This window comes from Listeria weihenstephanensis, from assembly GCF_003534205.1.
In the GTDB taxonomy this organism is placed as follows: Bacteria; Bacillota; Bacilli; order Lactobacillales; family Listeriaceae; genus Listeria_A; species Listeria_A weihenstephanensis.
In genome coordinates this window covers 2,203,260-2,222,581 of sequence record NZ_CP011102.1, presented here as the reverse complement: position 1 = coordinate 2,222,581, position 19,322 = coordinate 2,203,260, and the positions used below count along the sequence as shown (strand labels likewise).

The 19,322-nt window shown below is 43.2% G+C and carries 14 protein-coding genes and 2 CRISPR repeat arrays; of the genes, 9 read left to right on the top strand and 5 right to left on the bottom strand.

All coding sequences use genetic code 11. From position 1 onward, the window contains the following. Positions 1-38: 38 nt before the first annotated feature. The 3 genes from relB to UE46_RS10785 form a co-directional block, all read right to left on the bottom strand. Positions 39-260 (bottom strand): type II toxin-antitoxin system RelB family antitoxin, encoded by a 222-nt coding sequence (gene relB / locus UE46_RS10795; protein WP_036062806.1) that lies wholly within the window; start codon positions 258-260, stop codon positions 39-41. A gap of 139 nt (positions 261-399) precedes the next feature. Beyond that, on the bottom strand, positions 400-1,344 hold the full coding sequence (locus UE46_RS10790) for an amidohydrolase family protein (protein WP_036062804.1): 945 nt from the start codon (positions 1,342-1,344) through the stop codon (positions 400-402). A 15-nt stretch (positions 1,345-1,359) separates the two neighbouring features. Continuing rightward, on the bottom strand, positions 1,360-2,196 hold the full coding sequence (locus tag UE46_RS10785; protein ID WP_036062802.1) for an alpha/beta hydrolase: 837 nt from the start codon (positions 2,194-2,196) through the stop codon (positions 1,360-1,362). Between the two features lie 137 nt (positions 2,197-2,333). On the opposite strand from UE46_RS10785, the gene UE46_RS10780 reads away from it, so the two are divergent. Next, positions 2,334-2,894 (top strand): TetR/AcrR family transcriptional regulator, encoded by a 561-nt coding sequence (locus tag UE46_RS10780; RefSeq protein WP_051493051.1) that lies wholly within the window; start codon positions 2,334-2,336, stop codon positions 2,892-2,894. A gap of 10 nt (positions 2,895-2,904) precedes the next feature. Here UE46_RS10780 and UE46_RS10775 read toward each other — a convergent pair whose 3' ends face one another. Continuing rightward, the gene (locus tag UE46_RS10775; protein WP_036062800.1) at positions 2,905-3,798 is read right to left on the bottom strand and encodes a LysR family transcriptional regulator; all 894 of its coding nucleotides are present in this window, start codon (positions 3,796-3,798) and stop codon (positions 2,905-2,907) included. A 220-nt stretch (positions 3,799-4,018) separates the two neighbouring features. Here UE46_RS10775 and gltB point away from each other — a divergent pair, with 220 nt between their 5' ends. Both gltB and UE46_RS10765 read left to right on the top strand, forming a co-directional pair. Further along, positions 4,019-8,614, top strand: coding sequence for a glutamate synthase large subunit (gltB, locus tag UE46_RS10770; protein ID WP_036062797.1), 4,596 nt, complete (start codon positions 4,019-4,021; stop codon positions 8,612-8,614). A 177-nt stretch (positions 8,615-8,791) separates the two neighbouring features. Beyond that, positions 8,792-10,261, top strand: a complete 1,470-nt coding sequence (locus UE46_RS10765; RefSeq protein ID WP_036062794.1) for a glutamate synthase subunit beta — start codon at positions 8,792-8,794, stop codon at positions 10,259-10,261. A gap of 212 nt (positions 10,262-10,473) precedes the next feature. After that, positions 10,474-11,161: direct repeats of the CRISPR family, unit length 29 nt. A gap of 771 nt (positions 11,162-11,932) precedes the next feature. Beyond that, positions 11,933-13,699: a CRISPR direct-repeat array (repeat unit 29 nt; unit sequence GTTTTATCTAAGTAATGTGAAATGTAAAT). A 70-nt stretch (positions 13,700-13,769) separates the two neighbouring features. Here the strand turns inward: UE46_RS10765 and UE46_RS10760 are convergent. Continuing rightward, positions 13,770-14,330, bottom strand: coding sequence for a TetR family transcriptional regulator (locus UE46_RS10760; RefSeq protein WP_036062792.1), 561 nt, complete (start codon positions 14,328-14,330; stop codon positions 13,770-13,772). 110 nt (positions 14,331-14,440) lie between these two features. On the opposite strand from UE46_RS10760, the gene UE46_RS10755 reads away from it, so the two are divergent. From UE46_RS10755 to UE46_RS10730, 6 genes are all read left to right on the top strand, one after another. Continuing rightward, a complete protein-coding gene (locus tag UE46_RS10755) occupies positions 14,441-15,442 on the top strand; it encodes an amidohydrolase family protein (protein ID WP_036062791.1) in 1,002 nt (333 codons plus the stop codon). Between the two features lie 19 nt (positions 15,443-15,461). Continuing rightward, a complete protein-coding gene (locus tag UE46_RS10750; RefSeq protein ID WP_118907606.1) occupies positions 15,462-15,761 on the top strand; it encodes a DUF2316 family protein in 300 nt (99 codons plus the stop codon). Positions 15,762-15,971: 210 nt separating this feature from the next. Further along, complete coding sequence (locus UE46_RS10745; protein ID WP_051493050.1) at positions 15,972-16,319, top strand: carboxymuconolactone decarboxylase family protein; 348 nt, start codon at positions 15,972-15,974, stop codon at positions 16,317-16,319. An 11-nt stretch (positions 16,320-16,330) separates the two neighbouring features. Further along, positions 16,331-16,909 carry a histidine phosphatase family protein gene (locus tag UE46_RS10740; protein ID WP_036062789.1) on the top strand — a complete coding sequence of 193 codons (579 nt, stop codon included), beginning with the start codon at positions 16,331-16,333 and terminating at the stop codon, positions 16,907-16,909. Positions 16,910-16,982: 73 nt separating this feature from the next. Next, the gene (locus UE46_RS10735; protein WP_036062786.1) at positions 16,983-17,966 is read left to right on the top strand and encodes a Gfo/Idh/MocA family protein; all 984 of its coding nucleotides are present in this window, start codon (positions 16,983-16,985) and stop codon (positions 17,964-17,966) included. A 99-nt stretch (positions 17,967-18,065) separates the two neighbouring features. Beyond that, entirely contained in the window at positions 18,066-19,208 is a 1,143-nt protein-coding gene (locus UE46_RS10730) for a DEAD/DEAH box helicase (protein WP_077912596.1), read from the top strand. Positions 19,209-19,322: the final 114 nt, after the last annotated feature.

The following is a 19,322-nucleotide window of genomic DNA, read 5'->3' as shown; positions in this document are numbered from 1 at the left end:
CTGTGCTTCTTTCTCGAAGCGTACATGATAGCCATCACTCATAAATCAAGTGCCTTTTTCATCTCTTGAAGAGAGAGGCTTTCATCTTTCGCATGATGGGCTTGCAGTGCGCTTTTGTATAGGTCTAAGTCGATTTGATTTTCTAAGCTTTCAAGAATTTGATTTCGACTGAGTTCAGATACAGAAATTCCATTAAACTCGGCCATTTTTTGGATGAATTCTTTTTCTTCATCAGAAACGCGGAATGTGATAGTTGTCATTGGTTAACACTCCTCTCAATATGCGTACCTTCTTTATCTTATGAATAATGTAACACATATGTGTACAGAAGGGGAGAAGAGGAGTTTATAATATCGGTCGAGTGTACTAACTTTTCGAGAAGGTTATTAAAAAAGTCAATCAACGCCCTAAAAGCTCTTGCGCATTCTCAAAAAATAATTTCTGCTTAAACTCCATAGAATACAAATCACTTTCCTCCAACACGCTAGCCAAGTGCAATACCGCAGGCGTTGGCGTGTAAGGCGTATCAGATGCATACACAAGTTTTTCAGGATCTATAAAATCCATCAATGCTGGCAATTGCTGCGGTAATACAAAGCCTGCTACATCAAAATATAGATTTTTCATAGCGCCTTTAAGATTCACTTGCGCGTCTGTCAATGCAGGGTTCAGCGCTTGTGCTAAGCCAACGCGTTCCACAATCAGCGAGAGAACAGCTCCACCGTGCGGAATAATGAATCGAATATTTGGATACCGCGTGAAAACGCCATTTTGAAGCATATTCATTACTGTGCGTGTTGTATCAAAGAAGAACTCCATAATCGGTGCGGGAATATCTCCAGCAACATTTTTGTCATGCGTCGCCGGTTCGTTAGGATGAATGGCAACGATGGCCGCCCGCTCATTCAATCGAGCCATAATCGGATCCAATCTAGCGTCACCAAGATAGACGCCATGCGAGTTTGTCGGAAGTGTAAAACCGATAGCATGTTGTTCATCTAGCGCCGTATCAATGGTTTCTAAGCTTGCTTGAACGTATGGAATAGGCAACGATGCAAAAAAGCCAATTTTGTCTGGGTAGCTTGCTTGTTGAAGCGCGCCGTAGCTGTTCACCTCATGAATCAAGGCAATTGTGCTGTCTTCTTCACCAGTATTGGGATGGGGAGAAGAAATCGAAATAACGGAATAGTCTATATCAGTCTGCGCCATAATACCAAGCGTTGTTTCAATTTCATATGCTGGCGTTTTCACACCGTCCCCCATGTCATCAAAATAATCATGCAAAAATTGTTTGTAGCCAGGGGAAAGGTAATGCGCGTGTAAATCTATTTTTTTATAAGTCATCGTGTCCATCTCCTTTTAACGAAAAAGCGCCATTAGTGTCGTTGCAAAGCCTTCTGGTTTTTGAACGTAGCCCAAGTGTGCACCCGGAATATCATAAATAGGTAAGTCTAAATAATCGCCAAGAACGTGCATAACGTCTTGAGGGAACGAGCCTTTTGAGTCGGTACCATTCAATAAACGAATTTTGTCGCGGTGTTGTTTAAAAGCATTAAAATCAATGTCACGGCTCGTATATTGGCGAATTTCATAATTAAACCAATAATTCATGCCTTGTACTTCTGGATTGCTCATATCAGTGAGATCAACATCAGCTCGTGACATCATCTTTTTATCTAATTCCACGGTACGCATAGCTTCGGCGAATTTTTCCATACCAAGAGCAAAGTTTTCCGTCAAAGCAATCGTCACAATCTCATTGTTAGCGTCTTGCCATTTCTTTGCATCCGGTAAAATAGTGTTGATAGGCGATTCATGGAAGGCTATTTGCTTCACAATCTCTGGGAAATCCTGCAATGTTTCCATGGCTACGATAGACCCTGACGATGATCCCAGAATGAATATTTTTTCGTCCCCACTTACAGCTTGTGCTAATGCTGAAACATCGGCGGCATCTGTTTTCAAGCGGTATGTACTGTTGATATCAGCTACCTCTTGCGGCATGTCTCCCGTCAATTTACTTTGACCAAAACCGCGGCGATCGTAAGTAACGACATTAAAATGCTCCTTCAAAAACATGCTAGCCGGTTTGAAAATATCACCAGTTCCATTAGCACCAGGGATCAGAATTAAAGTAGGTCCTTGCCCAGTTGTTTCATAAAATAAATTTGCTCCATCACGTGTTAAAATTGCCATTATCTATCGCTCCTCTAAGCTTTTTTGTGTAAATCAATATCAAAAACTCATGCCATGAGTTGAATGATTTATAAACGTAGTATACACTCATGGTATGAGTTAGTCAACAAATTGTATTTTAGGGGGCAGGAAATAGGATGAAACGTCGAGGATTGACGCGTGAAATCGTTTTAGAAAAGGCGCTAGAAATTACGTATCAAAAGGGGTTTCGCGACCTTACTTATAATGGTCTAGCGCGCGAACTTTCTGTACAACCACAATCACTTTATCGCTGGGTTAGTAATATTGCAGATGTCAAAAGTAGTGTTTTGGCAACATATTTGGGTAGTTTAGTGGATGCACTGCAAGCAGAGTTAGAGAATTATTCTGGGAAAGAAGTGTTAGAAATTTTTGCGAAGCGCTTTTCTGAATTTGTGGAGGCGGATTCGATTGATCGGTTCAATGTGTTGGATATATTAAGCGGTTTGACGGAATACGGGCACATAGAAACGGTGAACGAAGTATTGCTGAACTTGCGGGAACTTGCGCTTAAACCAGTGAGGGAGCTAACGAAGGACCCTGATTCCGCTCATTTGAACGAGTTGCTTTTTTTGAATGTTGTCATTGGGTATATCACGCTGGCCAGCACCGGTTTACAGCCAGCGGATTCCAAACAGGCTTTTCAAGAAAATATCCAGCGTATTATCGCGTTGTTTTGACTTGTTAAAGCTAGTTATTTTCTTCAAAATACCCCAACAAAAAATCACGGAACAGTGTCTCAGACGGCGACATGTTCCGTCTTTTTGTCGTGATAATCCCAACCGACCGCCGCAACTCATGGTCCATCAACGCAATGCTTCGCGTCTCTTTAAATATCGCCCCATCCAAAATCATCTCTGGTAAAATGCTGATGCCAAGCCCCGCGCCAACCAATCCTTGAATCGTGTGGAAATCGCGGCTTTGAAAAATTGTCTCGAGTTCAATGCCTTTCATCCGCGCCGTATCTTCCACTAAATGATACAAATCGAAATCTTGCGGGTACAAAATAAACTTCTCGTCCGCCAAATCTGCAAGCGAAACGGAGTGCTTCCCAGCCAACCGATGCCCACTCGGCACAATCAACTTCAACTTCTCATCAAAAAAGCGATGCGGCATAATCTCGTCATCTTCTTCTGGAACCGGCGATAAAAACGTCACATCAAGCGCGCCAGTCACCAACATCTGCTTCAAATCGCGATTCGAACCTTCCATGAAACGATACGTAATTTGGGGATACTTCTCCCGAAACGCAGAAATAACGGCGGGTAAAACTTTTGTGGCAATCGAGTTTGGCAGTCCGATGCGAATTTCACCAATCGTTGGGTCGGCGTATTCTTCCACGAGTGCTTGTGCTTTTTGCAACTCCTGTAAACCGATTTTGGCTTGGCGCAAGAAATCCTGACCTACCGCTGTCAGTTGCATATTGCGGCCAATCCGGTCGAATAGCTTGATTCCGAGCTCTTCCTCGAGTTTTGTTATCTGTCTACTGACGGCAGATTGGGCGACGTGCAAATTTTCCGATGCTTGGGTCATATGTTCGACGCGCGCGACTTCAATAAAGTACTTTAATTGTCGTAATTCCATTTCTTGTCTCCGATCTATCTCGAAATGAGATCGTTTTATTCTATTATATATATTGTTCCGATAAATGAAAAGGATTAAAATAGACATTACACCAAAACGTTACAAACTAGAAATTAATGGGTAGAATATAGAACGGGATAGAAATACATAATTACGGTCAGTTAGTTGGGGATCGAATTATCTGAACTCTTGAAAAATTGCGGTACAAGGAGGAATTAGGATGAAACAGACGAATATGCCTGAAAAACATGGGTTGTACGATCCGAAAAATGAACATGACGCTTGTGGTATTGGTTTTGTAGCGAATATTAAAGGGCGTTCTTCGCATAAAATTGTCGAGCAGGGAATTTACATGCTTTGTCAGCTGAAACATCGTGGCGGCGAGGTTGGCGGGGATACTGGCGATGGTGCGGGGATTCTTCTGGAAATTTCGGATGACTTCTTCCGCGATGCTTGCGCGAAAATAGATATTGTATTACCTGAAAAATATCATTATGCGGTCGGGATGTTTAATTTCCCGCAAAACGAGGCGCAACGCAAAATTTTACAAGCGGCGACGGAGTGTTTTATCGAGCAAGAGGGGCAAACGTTCTTGGGCTGGCGCAAGTTGCCAACGGATGTGACGAAAGTTGGGCTGGGTGCGCAAAAAACGGAACCGGCTGTGTATCAACTTTTTATCGCGAAAGATGAGACGCTTAATGAGGAAGCTTTTGAACGGAAATTATACTTAATTAGGAAACAAGTGGAGCGTTTTGCGGTGGGCGATGCGCGGATTACGGAAACGTTTTATGTGCCAAGTTTGTCGACGCGGACGGTTATTTTTAAAGGAATGTTGACGCCAGAACAGATTAATCAGTATTATTTGGACTTGGCGGATCCTGCTTATACGTCGGCTTACGCGCTGGTGCATTCGCGTTTTAGCACGAATACGTTTCCGAGTTGGGAACGGGCGCATCCGTATCGTTATTTGATTCATAATGGCGAAATTAATACGCAGCGTGGGAATTTGAATTGGATGAAAGCTCGTGAGAAACGCGCGGAATCGGATCTGTTTGGCGCGGATTTGGCGAAACTTTTGCCGGTTATTGATGAGGATGGAAGTGACTCGGCGACGCTTGATAATGCGCTGGAATTCTTGGTGCAAACGGGGCGGACGTTGCCTCACGCGGCGATGATGTTGATTCCGGAGCCTTGGGATAAAAATAAGGCGATGACGGATCCGAAACGGGCGTTTTATGAGTATCACAGTACGCTGATGGAGCCTTGGGATGGGCCGACGTCGATTTCATTTACGAACGGGCGCGTGATTGGGACAATTTTGGACCGGAATGGTTTGCGTCCTGCGCGTTATTATGAGACGAAAGATCACACGATTATTTATTCTTCGGAGACGGGCGTTGTGCCTGTGGAACCGGAGGAAGTGATCCGCAAAGTGACAGTTGGCGCGGGTACGATGTTGTTGATCGATTTGGAAAAAGGCGAGATTATTTCGGATGATGTCATTAAATCGGAGTTGACGACGGAGCATCCGTATCGTGAATGGCTGGACGCGGAGTTGACGGAGATTGGGACGTTGACGGAAAAAGATCGTTTGGAATATATTTCATTGAATAAGAAGGATTGTTTCAAGTTGCAGCGGGCGTTTGGCTATACGCAGGACGAGCTGAGCAAAATCTTGATTCCGATGGTAACGGAGAAAAAGGATCCGATGGGGGCGATGGGTTACGATGCGCCGCTTGCCGTGCTATCTTTTCGACCGCAGTTGTTGTTTAACTATTTCAAGCAGTTGTTTGCGCAGGTAACGAATCCGCCGATTGACGGGTTGCGTGAGGAGTCGGTTATTTCGACGATGACGCTACTTGGAAATGAGGGCAATATTTTAAATCCGACGGCTGAAAATGCAAACCGAATCCGTTTGGAGACGCCGATTTTGTCTCGGAAACAGTACGCTTCGATTGCGTTACAGAAGAAATTTGCGAAACCGACAGCGTTCATTAATGCGTTGTTCAAAGCGGAGGAAAAGGATAATTTGGCAGAAGTGCTGGATCGACTTTTTGCGGAAGCAGATGCGAAAATTGAGGCTGGCGCGGAGTTGCTCGTGATTACGGATGACGGCACGAACGATGAATTTATCGGGATTCCGGCGCTGCTCATCACGAGTGGACTGCATCATCATTTGGTGAAACGGGGCACGCGGATGAAGGTGAGCTTGATCGTGAAAACGGCGGAGGCTCGCGACGTGCATCATTGTGCGATGTTGGTCGGCTACGGTGCGGACGCGATTTTCCCATACTTGGCGATTGACGTCTTTACGAATTTAATCAAAGATGGCCGTATTAAAGGCTTTACGGTTGATGAAGCGGAGTCGCGCTACATTCAGGCGATTACGGACGGGATTTTGAAGGTGATGTCGAAAATTGGGATCTCTACCGTGCAAAGTTATCGAGGCGCGCAGATTTTTGAAGCGATTGGCATTGGCAACGATGTGATTGCGGATTATTTCCCAGGAACGGCGTCACAACTTGGCGGGATTCCACTGGAAGTCATTGCGCAAGAGTCATGGTTGCGTCACCGCGAGGCGTTTCACGATATCGGTTTCCAAGAGTTCACGCTGAACACAGGTGGCGAGTATCAATGGCGCTCGAACGGCGAATATCATGTTTTCAATCCGCTCGCGATCCATTCATTGCAACAGGCGACGCGTGAAAATAACCGCGAAACGTACGATCTATATTCAGATTTAATGCAAAATCAAAATAACGCTTTCCTTCGTGGTTTGCTGACATTTAATTCACACGGTCGCAAGCCGATTCCAATTGAGGAAGTTGAGCCTGCCGAAGCGATTTTCAAACGTTTCAAATCAGGCGCGATGTCCTACGGTTCCATCAGTCAAGAGGCGCACGAGTCGCTGGCGATTGCGATGAACCGAATTGGCGGGAAAAGCAACAGCGGGGAAGGCGGCGAAAATCCAGATCGGTTCGAGCGCGATGCAAACGGCGATTGGCGTCGGAGTGCAATCAAGCAAGTCGCGTCTGGTCGGTTCGGCGTAACGAGTCACTATTTAGTGAACGCCGACGAGCTGCAAATCAAGATGGCACAAGGCGCGAAACCAGGCGAGGGCGGTCATTTGCCAGGCGAGAAAGTGTATCCATGGATCTCGAAAACCCGCGGATCAACGACGGGAGTAGGCCTCATCTCGCCACCACCACATCACGATATCTACTCCATCGAGGATTTATCCCAACTTATTTTTGACTTGAAAAATGCCAACAAAGACGCGCGGATCAACGTGAAACTCGTATCGAAAACGGGAATCGGAACGATCGCAGCGGGTGTTGCGAAAGGATTTGCCGACGTGATCTTGGTCAGCGGTTATGAAGGCGGAACGGGTGCGGCGGCTAGAAGTAGTATTCGTCATACCGGTGTTCCGTGGGAAATCGGCTTGGCAGAAACGCACCAAACGCTGCTACTGAACGGTTTGCGCAATCAAGTAGTCGTGGAAACGGACGGCAAACTGATGACTGGAAAAGACGTGCTCGTTGCGGCAATGCTCGGCGCGGAAGAATACGGTTTTGCGACGGCACCGCTTGTGACGTTAGGTTGCGTGATGATGCGCGTGTGTCATATGGATACGTGTCCCGTCGGAGTGGCGACGCAGAACCCAGAACTTCGTAAAAAATTCGGAGGTTCCGCAGATTACGTCGTGAATTTTTTCAACTTTATCGTTGCTGAAATGCGCGAAACGATGGCCGAACTTGGTTTCCGTAGCCTCGAAGAAATTATCGGGCACAAAGAATATTTGGAAACCCATGAACGCAAGGAATCGCATTGGAAAGCGAAACATCTCGACTTTTCCAATATGCTATACACGGACGAATTTTATCAAAATCAAGTCCAATTCTGTACGAAAGAACAAGACCATAAAATCGACCAAACGCTTGATATGCGCGAACTGAAAGCCGTTGTGGCGCCTGCGATTGAACGCGGGGAGAAAGTCACGGGACGCTTTCCAATTCGCAACATCGACCGGGCGGTGGGCACGATTACGGGTTCTTATATCAGCAAGAAATACGGCGCGGCTGGCCTCCCAGAAGACACGATCGACCTAACCTTCACGGGCGCGGCTGGTCAAAGCTTCGGCGCCTTCGCTCCAAAAGGCATGACGCTACGCATTGAAGGCGACGCGAACGATTACTTTGGAAAAGGCCTATCTGGCGCGAAACTCATCGTATCACCAGACGTAAAAACACCAATCGTCGCGCATAATTCAGCGATTGTCGGAAACGTAACGCTTTACGGTGCAACAGACGGCGAAGCTTACATTCACGGAAAAGCCGGCGCCCGTTTTGCCGTTCGTAACAGTGGCGCAGACGTGGTTGTCGAAGGAATTGGCGATAACGGCTGCGAATATATGACAGGCGGAACCGTGGTTGTCCTTGGCGAAACCGGTGAGAATTTTGCAGCAGGGATGTCGGGCGGTGTGGCTTACGTTTACGCCCCAGACCAAGCCCATTTCAACGCAAAAGTGAATTCAGAACTCGTGACGTGTCGAGGGATTACGACACCGCGCGAAGAACGGAAACTACGCGAACTCGTAGAAAATCACGCGCGCTATACCGACAGCGAATTCGCCCGCCAACTACTTGCAAACTGGGAACGCGAAATCACCAATTTCGTCTACGTCATCCCGAACGAATTTGAAATCATGCTAACCCGCATCGAAAAACTAGAAGGGGAAGGTCAAACCCACGATTCCGCGGAACTTCAAGCTTTCTATGAACATAAAGACGGATTACTGGTAGAAGTGACCAAATAGGAAGCTGAATCCGCTCGTTCAGCTCTGAAAAAAACTGGAGCGGCCGCAGTGAAAATCCTCTTTTGATTTTTGCGGAGGGCGTGAAATTTTCGAAGAGCTAGCGGATGAAGCTAGACTGCGAACACTTGAAAGAGGCGCAGAGCTCAGAATAATTTCAAAACAAGGAGATGAAAAACAATGGGAAAACCGACAGGATTTATCGAATATGACCGAATTCCAAGCCCAGTACGCGATCCACTTACACGGACGCGTGACTGGAACGAATATAGTTTGCCAATGCCAGTTGTCGATTTACAAATCCAAGCCGCGCGTTGCATGGATTGCGGCGTACCATTTTGTCACACCGGCGAAGAAATCAAAAACGGCGTATCCGGCTGCCCGCTACACAACTTAATTCCGGAGTGGAACGACGCCGTGTACCGCGGAGAATGGCGCGAAGCCTTAGATCTCCTTTTAAAAACCAATAACTTCCCAGAGTTCACCGGCCGCGTTTGCCCAGCGCCATGCGAAGGTTCTTGTACAGTCGCCATCTCCGAACCAGCAGTCGGCATTAAATCCATCGAAAAAGCGATTATCGACCGCGGTTTTGAAGAAGGCTGGATCAAAGCCCAAGCACCGCAAAAACGAACTGGAAAACGCATCGCGATCATCGGCTCCGGCCCAGCAGGACTCGCGTGCGCCGACCAACTAAACAAAGCCGGCCACAACGTCACTGTTTTTGAAAAAAGTGACCGAATCGGCGGACTGCTCATGTACGGTATTCCGACGATGAAACTTGAAAAAGACTCGATTAACCGTCGCGTCAACCTGATGGCCGAAGAAGGCGTCGAGTTCGTGACCAATGTCGAAGCCGGAAAAGACATCACGATGGCGCAACTAAAAGAAGAATACGATTCCGTCGTGCTAGCAACTGGCGCCGGAAATGCCCGCGACGTCAAACTTCCAGGCCGCGACGCAAAAGGCATCCATTTCGCCGTCGACTACCTCACACAAAGCATCAAAGACAACCTCGACAACAAAGGCGTTCAAACCATGTCCGCAGAAGGCAAAAACGTCATCGTCATCGGTGGCGGGGACACAGGCGCGGATTGCGTTGCGACAGCTCTAAGACAAGGCGCGAAAAGCATCTACCAATTCGGCTTGCGAGACAAACTCCCAGATCTGCGTGCCATCCAAAATCCGTGGCCACAATTTCCAAAAGTGTTCCAAATGGATTACGCACATAGCGAAGCACAAGCAGTCTACGGCGATGACCCGCGCGAATACTTAGTCAACACCACCGAATTTATCAAAAATGAAAAAGGCGAACTCACAGGGTTGCGTACGATCGACGTGGATCACGTTGACGCCGATCGTAACCTCGTTGAAGTTCCAGATTCCACAAAAATTTGGGATGCCGACATCGTGCTCATCGCCATCGGATTCGCCGGTGCGACCCCATCTGTTTTTGAAGATTTCAAAGTAGGCAAAACAAAACGCCACACGATAGAGGCAGCAAAAGGCTTTTACCGCACCGACGTAGAAGGAATCTTCGCATGTGGTGACGCAAGATACGGCCAAAGTCTAGTCGTGACCGCGATTAATGAAGGACGCGAAGCCGCACGAGAAGTGGATTTCTATCTCATGGGTGAGACGTTTTTACCATAATAACAAAGAAGGCTCAAAAATCTGTCGACCTCCAGTAGCGTAAAAACTACAGGACATCGACAGATTTTCTTTATGGACTGGTATGACAGGGTTTGGGCGGTTTTTAAAAGAACTGAATGTAAGGTTAAGTAGGCGAAAAAGCCAATTTTGCAATCGGTCGACAGAAATGGGCTCTTGAGGTATTATGGGAGTAAGGCTAAAATAGCACGGGGTTTTTATCTAAGTAATGTGAAATGTAAATGTTTGAGCATTTACGTGTTGAACAAGTTCAAACAACGTTTTTATCTAAGTAATGTGAAATGTAAATCCATTTCCGCGGAAGATGAATATTCTGCCAACTGCCCGGTTTTTATCTAAGTAATGTGAAATGTAAATTGGATCTATTGTAAAACTTCCAGCATTATAGATAGTGTTTTTATCTAAGTAATGTGAAATGTAAATATTGATTCCAAAAATGCCTAACACAGTTTGTGCAACGTTTTTATCTAAGTAATGTGAAATGTAAATCCCACTGTCAAAATCATATCTAACGCCATATCTTGTTTTTATCTAAGTAATGTGAAATGTAAATACCATCGCTTAGGCTTCCACCGAATTGATGGAATCGGTTTTTATCTAAGTAATGTGAAATGTAAATCCCTTTGCATTTGTGACTATTGACCCAGGTTTTGTAGTTTTTATCTAAGTAATGTGAAATGTAAATCCGATTGAAGATTCATCCAGAATATTTTCAACCAGGTTTTTATCTAAGTAATGTGAAATGTAAATACGTATTACGTGTCAATACAGTCTTTCATCAAGTGCGTTTTTATCTAAGTAATGTGAAATGTAAATCACGATCTAAAAAAGTAATGGGTAAATTATAGCATGGTTTTTATCTAAGTAATGTGAAATGTAAATGTCATTAAGTTTTTCGGATTGTTATTCTCTCCCGTGTTTTTATCTAAGTAGTGTGAATTTAAATAAGCCGTCTCAAATAAATAACATTAATCGCGATTTATGCCTAAAAACCACTAAAAATACAAAACTCCAGGCCCAAATCAATTTCTTTAGGTTGCGTTTTAATCCAGTATTGTGTAATCTATATGAAGGAGCCGTAAAATATAGGCAATTGAACAACAGACTTATTCCAAAAGTCATCGAATCAGGCATCAATCTATAAAGTGAAAACGCAGTTGAAGGTGGGATCGACATGAAAAAAGGGCCAACAGCATGAACAGATCTATTTACAATGATTATTTATAAAATAGCACTATTTTCCTTGGCGATCGTATCTTGTATTATCTTTCTATTTAAAAGGAAAAAAGGCTAATCCGCAAAAGTAATAAACCTGTAAAAATATATCTAAACTATAGCAATCACTCCTTAATAACTGGAAATTCGATGTCCAAGTTAAAAATATAGAGTCAAATTGCTATTTTTTTATGCAAAAGAATAACCCATTTCTTCCTTCAAATTAAAAAACAGATAAACTATAAAAAATCTGTCGACCGCCAGTAGCGTAAAAACTACAGGCGATCGACAGATTTTGTTTGTTGACTGATATTACTGAGGTTAGAAGCATTTGTAGGAATTTATTTGTGAAGCTGACGATTAAAAATCATGATTTTGTTGTCGGTCGACAGATTGGGGGCTTTGAGGTATGATGGGAGTAAGGCTGAAATGGGTACGGGTTTTATCTAAGTAATGTGAAATGTAAATGTTTCAATAAGTCTACGTTTTAAATTTTCGTTGCGTTTTATCTAAGTAATGTGAAATGTAAATATCGCAATAATTGTTAATGGTTTATTGACCAATCTGTTTTATCTAAGTAATGTGAAATGTAAATCTGTAAGTTCCTCAGTGAACACCATGTAAGCGTCCGTTTTATCTAAGTAATGTGAAATGTAAATCATGTATTAGGCTATGTGAATGGAGATAAAAAGCTCGTTTTATCTAAGTAATGTGAAATGTAAATCTGCTAATTACAGTAAGTATTCAAAAGGCATGACGTTTTATCTAAGTAATGTGAAATGTAAATAACAACGAACGGTTGTCACTTTTACTTCAAAGGTTGTTTTATCTAAGTAATGTGAAATGTAAATTAGGATCGCCGTATTCTTTAAACCATATTTTTTTAGTTTTATCTAAGTAATGTGAAATGTAAATTCAGTCGCTAAGGTACCATTATCCGCGGTAAATTGTGGTTTTATCTAAGTAATGTGAAATGTAAATTTGAAAAGGTACGTTCTTCTGGTGCACCTACAAGCAGTTTTATCTAAGTAATGTGAAATGTAAATTGGGTTGAGCTCCTTTCTACTATTTATGTTCAATGTTTTATCTAAGTAATGTGAAATGTAAATGCAATCGCCAGCTTTTCGTAGTAACTAGCGGCATAAGTTTTATCTAAGTAATGTGAAATGTAAATAAACATACGCTATAGCCCTATCTGTTGTTGATTCATGTTTTATCTAAGTAATGTGAAATGTAAATGAAGAAGAGAATATAGAAAGCAAGCGCAAGCAAGCGTTTTATCTAAGTAATGTGAAATGTAAATATATGTGCAACATTCTTTTCGTATCTTAGGATCAAAGTTTTATCTAAGTAATGTGAAATGTAAATTGACCTGCTAATCGCAAGCCCATTGCTGTTATTTCTGTTTTATCTAAGTAATGTGAAATGTAAATCTAAGTCAGGGTGTCGGGTAATAGTGAGTAGTTACTGTTTTATCTAAGTAATGTGAAATGTAAATCTCGCAGCCTTTCGCCCATCTCTCTGCGGGTTTCTTGTTTTATCTAAGTAATGTGAAATGTAAATCCCTTTGTGTACGGAATGCTAGAATTTGCTGATAGTTTTATCTAAGTAATGTGAAATGTAAATCCCTTTGTGTACGGAATGCTAGAATTTGCTGATAGTTTTATCTAAGTAATGTGAAATGTAAATCCTCTAAAGGCAGTCGGTAAAATGATAGAAAGTCATGTTTTATCTAAGTAATGTGAAATGTAAATGGCGTTAATTGATCAAGATTTAGACGTTATTTATCAGTTTTATCTAAGTAATGTGAAATGTAAATGTAGGTACCCCAGTAGAGGTACTCAGTTGACCCTGGTTTTATCTAAGTAATGTGAAATGTAAATATTTGGCAGCAATCTCCGCTAGTTTGATTTGTTTGTGTTTTATCTAAGTAATGTGAAATGTAAATACGAGTAAAGACCCTTCACCTGATACTGTCCGACAGTTTTATCTAAGTAATGTGAAATGTAAATCCGTAAGATCCGCCCCCTAAAAGAGGGATCTGCATTGTTTTATCTAAGTAATGTGAAATGTAAATAAACAAGACGTGGGCGAGTTGGAAAGAAGATTGCGTTTTATCTAAGTAATGTGAAATGTAAATACCGCCACCGCCGCTTAAGGAAAGACTTGCTACGCAGTTTTATCTAGGTAATGTGAAATATAAATTCCATAACCACAATTTCATCTTGAGACATGAGCTCCTATTTCATCCAAGCACCATGAAATAAATCCACCCCTATCCCCGCGCCACAACCCCAACACTCTCCAAAACCAACCCAACCAACTGCCCATTCTCAAACTGCGTATCCGCCAGTCCAACTTCCAGCCCTAACTCCAAAATCATCCGCGCCAAATAATTCCGCGCAAACTGCTCATGCGTGAATTCCGCGCCAAGCAACAACCCAATCCGCAAAAATTCCCCAGAAATAATCTCCACAAATCCGCTTTCCATCCGACTCCACTCAATTACCTGAAACAACTCCCGATTATTCTGCACCATCTCAACAACCAGTCGAACCACATTTTCCCGTAACAACTGCTCTTGATCGAATCTAACCGAAAACTCTCGTAACTTCCGCAAAATCTGCACCTCAATAATCTGCGAAACCCACTCGTGATGCCGATAAAAAGTAGCACGAGATACACCAGCCTCTGCACATAAATCCTGCACAGAAATCGACTCGAAGGTCCTCCCAGCATGAAAAAAACCAGCTAAAACGCCATACAATTTGGTCTGCGTCTTCTGAACCCGTAGATCTATATTCAGCGGTTGACTAACTTGCAAACGAGCGCTCATGATCCTAACCTCCATTTTGTGATACATATTAGCTCTTATTGTATCGAAACGCGACTATTATTACAATCAAAATGGGCGTATTATATACATTAACAAGAGGAGGAATTATCATGAAATTAATTACAATCGAAGAACATTTTGAATCCGAACTAATCACGAATGAAATGAACAAAATCGCAGGCAACGCAATAAGCGGGCAAGTAAGCGCCGAAATGCTGGAATATATGAAAACCGACTTACCATCCGATGAAGAAATGCAGAGCACAGAAAAACGTCTTGCATTCATGGATAAACACAAAATAGATCGCCAAGTGGTCTCATATGGCAACATGTGCCCACAAAATCTGCCACCTAACATTTCTATCGATCTATGCCGAAGAGCTAATGACGAGCTCGCAAAACTAGTTCAAGCCCATCCCGAACGTTTTTCAGGATTCGCCGTTTTACCTGTAGGCTCACCAAAAGATGCGGCCCAAGAGCTGAAGCGCACCGTCGAAGAATTGGATTTTAAAGGCGTGCTTCTAAAAGGAAACTACGATCATAAGTATTTTGATGATCCGTTCTTTTTCCCAATCTTTGAAATGGCTCAAGAGCTTGATGTACCAGTCTATTTCCATCCTTCCTTTATCCCAAATACGATCACCCAACAGTATTTTGAGAGCGATCAATGGTCTGATGTCGTGACTGGCATTTTTTCCTCCGCAGGTTTCGGCTGGCACATGGACGTCGGCATCCAAGTCATCCGCATGGTCGTTTCTGGTATTTTTGATAAACTTCCTAACTTGAAAATTATTTCCGGTCACTGGGGCGAACTCATGCCTATCTTTTTAGATCGGATGGATGATATGCTGGCACCGCGGACGACTCTCAAACGTAAAATTTCGGAGTATTATCAAGACAATGTTTACATCACACCAAGCGGTATTTTGCACGCACGTGAGTTGAGATTTATACTCGATGTCATGGGCCCAGATCACATTATTTACTCGATCGATTACCCTTACGTAAAACCTGAAAATGCAGGAACTTTCTTAGATGAACTGGATCTTGACACAGAAACAAAAGAAAAAATTGCGTACAAAAATGCAGAAAAATTATTGCGTTTAAAATAAAACACGAGGTGAAATAATCATGACACTAACAAACCAACAAATCGCTAACACAAAAAAAGAATTCGCGGATAATATCCAAATTTCTGGACTAAGCATCCCGACGATTGCAAAAGAGCTCAACACAAACGAAGAAAAAATCGAGAGCATCTTAGCGTTGAATACGAAAGCATTTGAAGACGGCTGGATTTTGCGCAACTACCTACTTGAAAAAATTGAAGAACAAGGCAAACAACCCGAACCATTCACAGCGTTAGTAGGCGACCATCACGATTATTGGTTCCTAAATGCTCGAAAAATCGATAAGAGGAAAATGAGCTAAAACGCTAATTAATAGGAAAAAGTCAGATTCAGCAATTGGATCTGGCTTTTTTGCGTTGCTTGCAAATAGTACTTTAAAATTGACTTGGAGCCCACTTCAGGGTTTAGAGTTTACATAGAAGGCAAAATAATTAGAGCTTCCAGGTACAATCAGAGAGGACGACATCCAGAGACTTTCCGACAGAAAATCAATAAAAGGGAGGAATTGCAAATGTCTATTAGTAGAACGATACAAGCCGACCGCAATCAAATAGTAACTACATTAAAAGAAACAGATTCCGAATTCATCTCACTTTCCGATAATTTTGCGTTAGATGAAGTCTTGCAATGCGCAAAAGGGACAGGCAAACAGCGCATGAAAGAGATACTTGCCGTCTTGGTCGCGATGCAGTGCGTGGAGAAATACAAAATAATGCTAAACGGGGCTTTGAACAATGGCGTGACACCAACCGAAGCAAAAGAAATCGTCTACCAAGCCGCTCCAACTGTGGGATTAGGAAAAGTATTCGAATTTTCGCAAGTAACCAATGATATACTGATAGAAAGAAACATTTCTTAAGGAGGAGAACCATGAAAAAAACACTTTATCTCATGCGCCACGGTCAAACACTATTCAACGTAAGGAAAAAGATTCAAGGTTTCTGCGATGCTCCGCTAACAGAACTCGGCATCCAGCAAGCAAAAGTCGCGGGAGAATATTTCAAAGCGAACGGAATTACATTCGGCGCGGCATACAGCTCCACGTCGGAACGTGCTTGCGACACGTTAGAGTTGATTACGGATATGCCATACACACGTCTCAAAGGCTTAAAAGAATGGAATTTCGGCCTGTTCGAAGGCGAGAGCGAAGACTTAAACCCACCGCTCCCGTATGGCGATTTTTTCGCGGGATTTGGTGGGGAACGAGAAATGGATTTCAGGGCGCGGCTTGTCGAAACGATGGAATCGATCATGAGCCAAGAAAATCACGACGTCGTTTTAGCGGTTTCCCACGGCGCGGCTTGTGCCCAGTTCGCTCGAAATTGGGAAGCAAATAGTCAGATTGGCCAAATAACCGGCTTGAAAAACTGCTGCATTTTGAAATTTGAATATGAAAATAGCAATTTCACGCTCGTAGACTTTAAAAATCATGATTTTGCAAATGCCTAGCCAATCTTTTCGCAAAATGGCCGAATTTCCGCTATACTAAAGAAAGAACTTATTAAGAAGGGAAGTTTGGCTAATGAAACTTGGAATTATGGGAACAAACTGGATCACAGACGCATTTGTTGAAGGCGCGATTAACTCAGGAGAATGGGAAATGAACGCGGTCTATTCACGCACGCTCGAAAAAGCATATGCCTTTGGTGAAAAATATAAAGTAGAAAACTATTTTGATGATATCGAATTAATGGCAAGTTCTGATACAATCGATGCGGTGTATATTGCTTCGCCAAATGGTATGCATTATCAACACGCGCTTCAATTTTTACGTCACAAAAAACATGTCATCGTTGAAAAACCGATTTTCTCTACTGTTGCCGAATTAGAAGATGCGCACAAAGTAGCAAAGGAAAATGGTGTCTATCTTTTTGAAGCAGCGCGTCACATCCAAGAACCAAACTTCAAAATTTTGCAAGATAGTGTCCGTAAAGTAGGGAAGATTCACGGTGCTACACTTGCTTATATGAACTATTCCTCGCGCTATGACAACGTACTTGCGGGCGAAGAACCAAACATTTTCTCGCTCCAATTTTCAGGCGGATCGATTGTTGATTTAGGTGTTTACCCGATGTACACGGCCGTTGCGCTGTTCGGTGTTCCTGAGAAGGCGACATATTTTGCGACGAAATTACGGACAGGCGTTGACGGTGGCGGTCCTATTATTTTCGAATATCCCGATTTCACGGTGACAATTTTGCAGGCGAAGATGTCTCAGTCGTTCTTACCAAGCGAAATATACGGTGAAAAAGGGACGCTAGTCATCAATCCACTGACTGGCATCAAGGAAATCAAATACGTCGATAACCACACGAAAGAGACCGAAGAACTAGCAATGTCAACGATTCCGAATGATATGGAATTTGAAGCAACAGAATTTGCGAGAATTATCGCAGAAAAAGATACATTGGCGTACGAAGACCTGGAAGATATCAGCCAAGCGGTGCTCCAAATTTCCAACGACCTACGCCACCAAAATGGTATTTGGTTCAAAGCTGAAAAATAAGAAATGGAAACCAGATGATGCGAATTGTCTGGTTTTGTTGATTCCAGAAAAACATGGTATGATGGGAGTATCGAATTTAGAGGGAAAAAGGAGTTTATTATGACTATAAAAGAAATACCTGAAATCTGGGCCGAGCAGTGGAGCGCCCATAATTACGAAGAAATGACCGCCATCCAACAGGAATTATATACACCGATCAAAGAGGGCAAGGATGTTATCGCCGTTTCGCCAACAGGAACGGGAAAAACAGTCGCCTATTCCTTACCAGCAATCGAACGCCTAGAAGTAAAACCACACACGCAATGGCTTATCCTAGCGCCATCACACGAATTAGTCATGCAAATCGCTGACGTCGTGCGTTCGTGGTTACCGGCCGGCCTCAAAGTCGTTGGAATCATCGGCAGCGCCAACATCAAGCGCCAAATCGATAACCTGAAAAAGAAACCGCAAGTCATCGTTGGTTCGCCAGGTCGTGTTTTGGAATTGATTAAACAAAAGAAAATCAAGATGCATGAAGTTAAAATGATTACGCTCGACGAATGTGATCAATTATTGATACGCGAAAATGTTCCCACTGTACTTGAAATCGTCAACAGCGCGATGCGTGACCGCCAATTGGTGATGGCTTCGGCGACGAAACTAGAAGACCCAATGATGTTTTACCGTAATAGTGAGATTGAGCCTGTCGTGATCGAAGCGAAAGCGGAAGAGAGCAACGCCAACGTGAACCATCTGTATATGGATGTGGAGCAGCCGCGTGACAAGGCAATTTTGCTGCGACGGATATCGAACGTGGAAGGCATGCGCGCACTTGTTTTCGTGAAAGACAAAGTTCGGATGGACATCATTTTGGAAAAATTGCAATATGATGGTGTTGCCGCAGCTGGAATTCACGGTGAAGTACGCAAAGAAGACCGCAAAAAATATTTAGCAGCCTTCAAAAAAGCTGAATTGACGTATCTAGTTGTAACGGATGTAGCTGCGCGTGGTTTGGATATTCCCGATTTACCATTCGTGATTCATTGTGATGTAGCGATGGACGCGAAACAATATACACATCGTTCTGGTCGAACAGGGCGGATGGGTAAAGCGGGTACGGTTCTCTCGTTCGCAAACGAACGCGAAGCACGGACGCTGCGCCAATATTTGAAAGAACTGGGTAAAGATCCGATCAAAGTACGCTATTACGAAGGCGTTTTGACGGATGACTTGGGAAGTAAAGTAAGCGATAAACGTAAATAAGCCCTAGAAAGAGCTTGAGACAAAACTCAAGATAAAGCAAAAGCGCCCTCCCATTTCTTCGGGTAGGACGAAAGATTTTGCTTTAAACAAATCGAGCGAAAGCGTTTGTATTCA

Bases quoted from the DNA above. Each gene is read 5' to 3' on its own strand.
- UE46_RS10730 (WP_077912596.1), top strand. From the start codon at position 18,066: ATGACTATAAAAGAAATACCTGAAATCTGGGCCGAGCAGTGGAGCGCC.
- UE46_RS10740 (WP_036062789.1), top strand. From the start codon at position 16,331: ATGAAAAAAACACTTTATCTCATGCGCCACGGTCAAACACTATTCAAC.
- gltB (WP_036062797.1), top strand. From the start codon at position 4,019: ATGAAACAGACGAATATGCCTGAAAAACATGGGTTGTACGATCCGAAA.
- UE46_RS10780 (WP_051493051.1), top strand. From the start codon at position 2,334: ATGAAACGTCGAGGATTGACGCGTGAAATCGTTTTAGAAAAGGCGCTA.
- UE46_RS10790 (WP_036062804.1), bottom strand. From the start codon at position 1,344: ATGACTTATAAAAAAATAGATTTACACGCGCATTACCTTTCCCCTGGC.
- UE46_RS10785 (WP_036062802.1), bottom strand. From the start codon at position 2,196: ATGGCAATTTTAACACGTGATGGAGCAAATTTATTTTATGAAACAACT.
- UE46_RS10765 (WP_036062794.1), top strand. From the start codon at position 8,792: ATGGGAAAACCGACAGGATTTATCGAATATGACCGAATTCCAAGCCCA.
- UE46_RS10755 (WP_036062791.1), top strand. From the start codon at position 14,441: ATGAAATTAATTACAATCGAAGAACATTTTGAATCCGAACTAATCACG.
- UE46_RS10760 (WP_036062792.1), bottom strand. From the start codon at position 14,330: ATGAGCGCTCGTTTGCAAGTTAGTCAACCGCTGAATATAGATCTACGG.
- UE46_RS10735 (WP_036062786.1), top strand. From the start codon at position 16,983: ATGAAACTTGGAATTATGGGAACAAACTGGATCACAGACGCATTTGTT.
- UE46_RS10750 (WP_118907606.1), top strand. From the start codon at position 15,462: ATGACACTAACAAACCAACAAATCGCTAACACAAAAAAAGAATTCGCG.
- UE46_RS10745 (WP_051493050.1), top strand. From the start codon at position 15,972: ATGTCTATTAGTAGAACGATACAAGCCGACCGCAATCAAATAGTAACT.
- UE46_RS10775 (WP_036062800.1), bottom strand. From the start codon at position 3,798: ATGGAATTACGACAATTAAAGTACTTTATTGAAGTCGCGCGCGTCGAA.
- relB (WP_036062806.1), bottom strand. From the start codon at position 260: ATGACAACTATCACATTCCGCGTTTCTGATGAAGAAAAAGAATTCATC.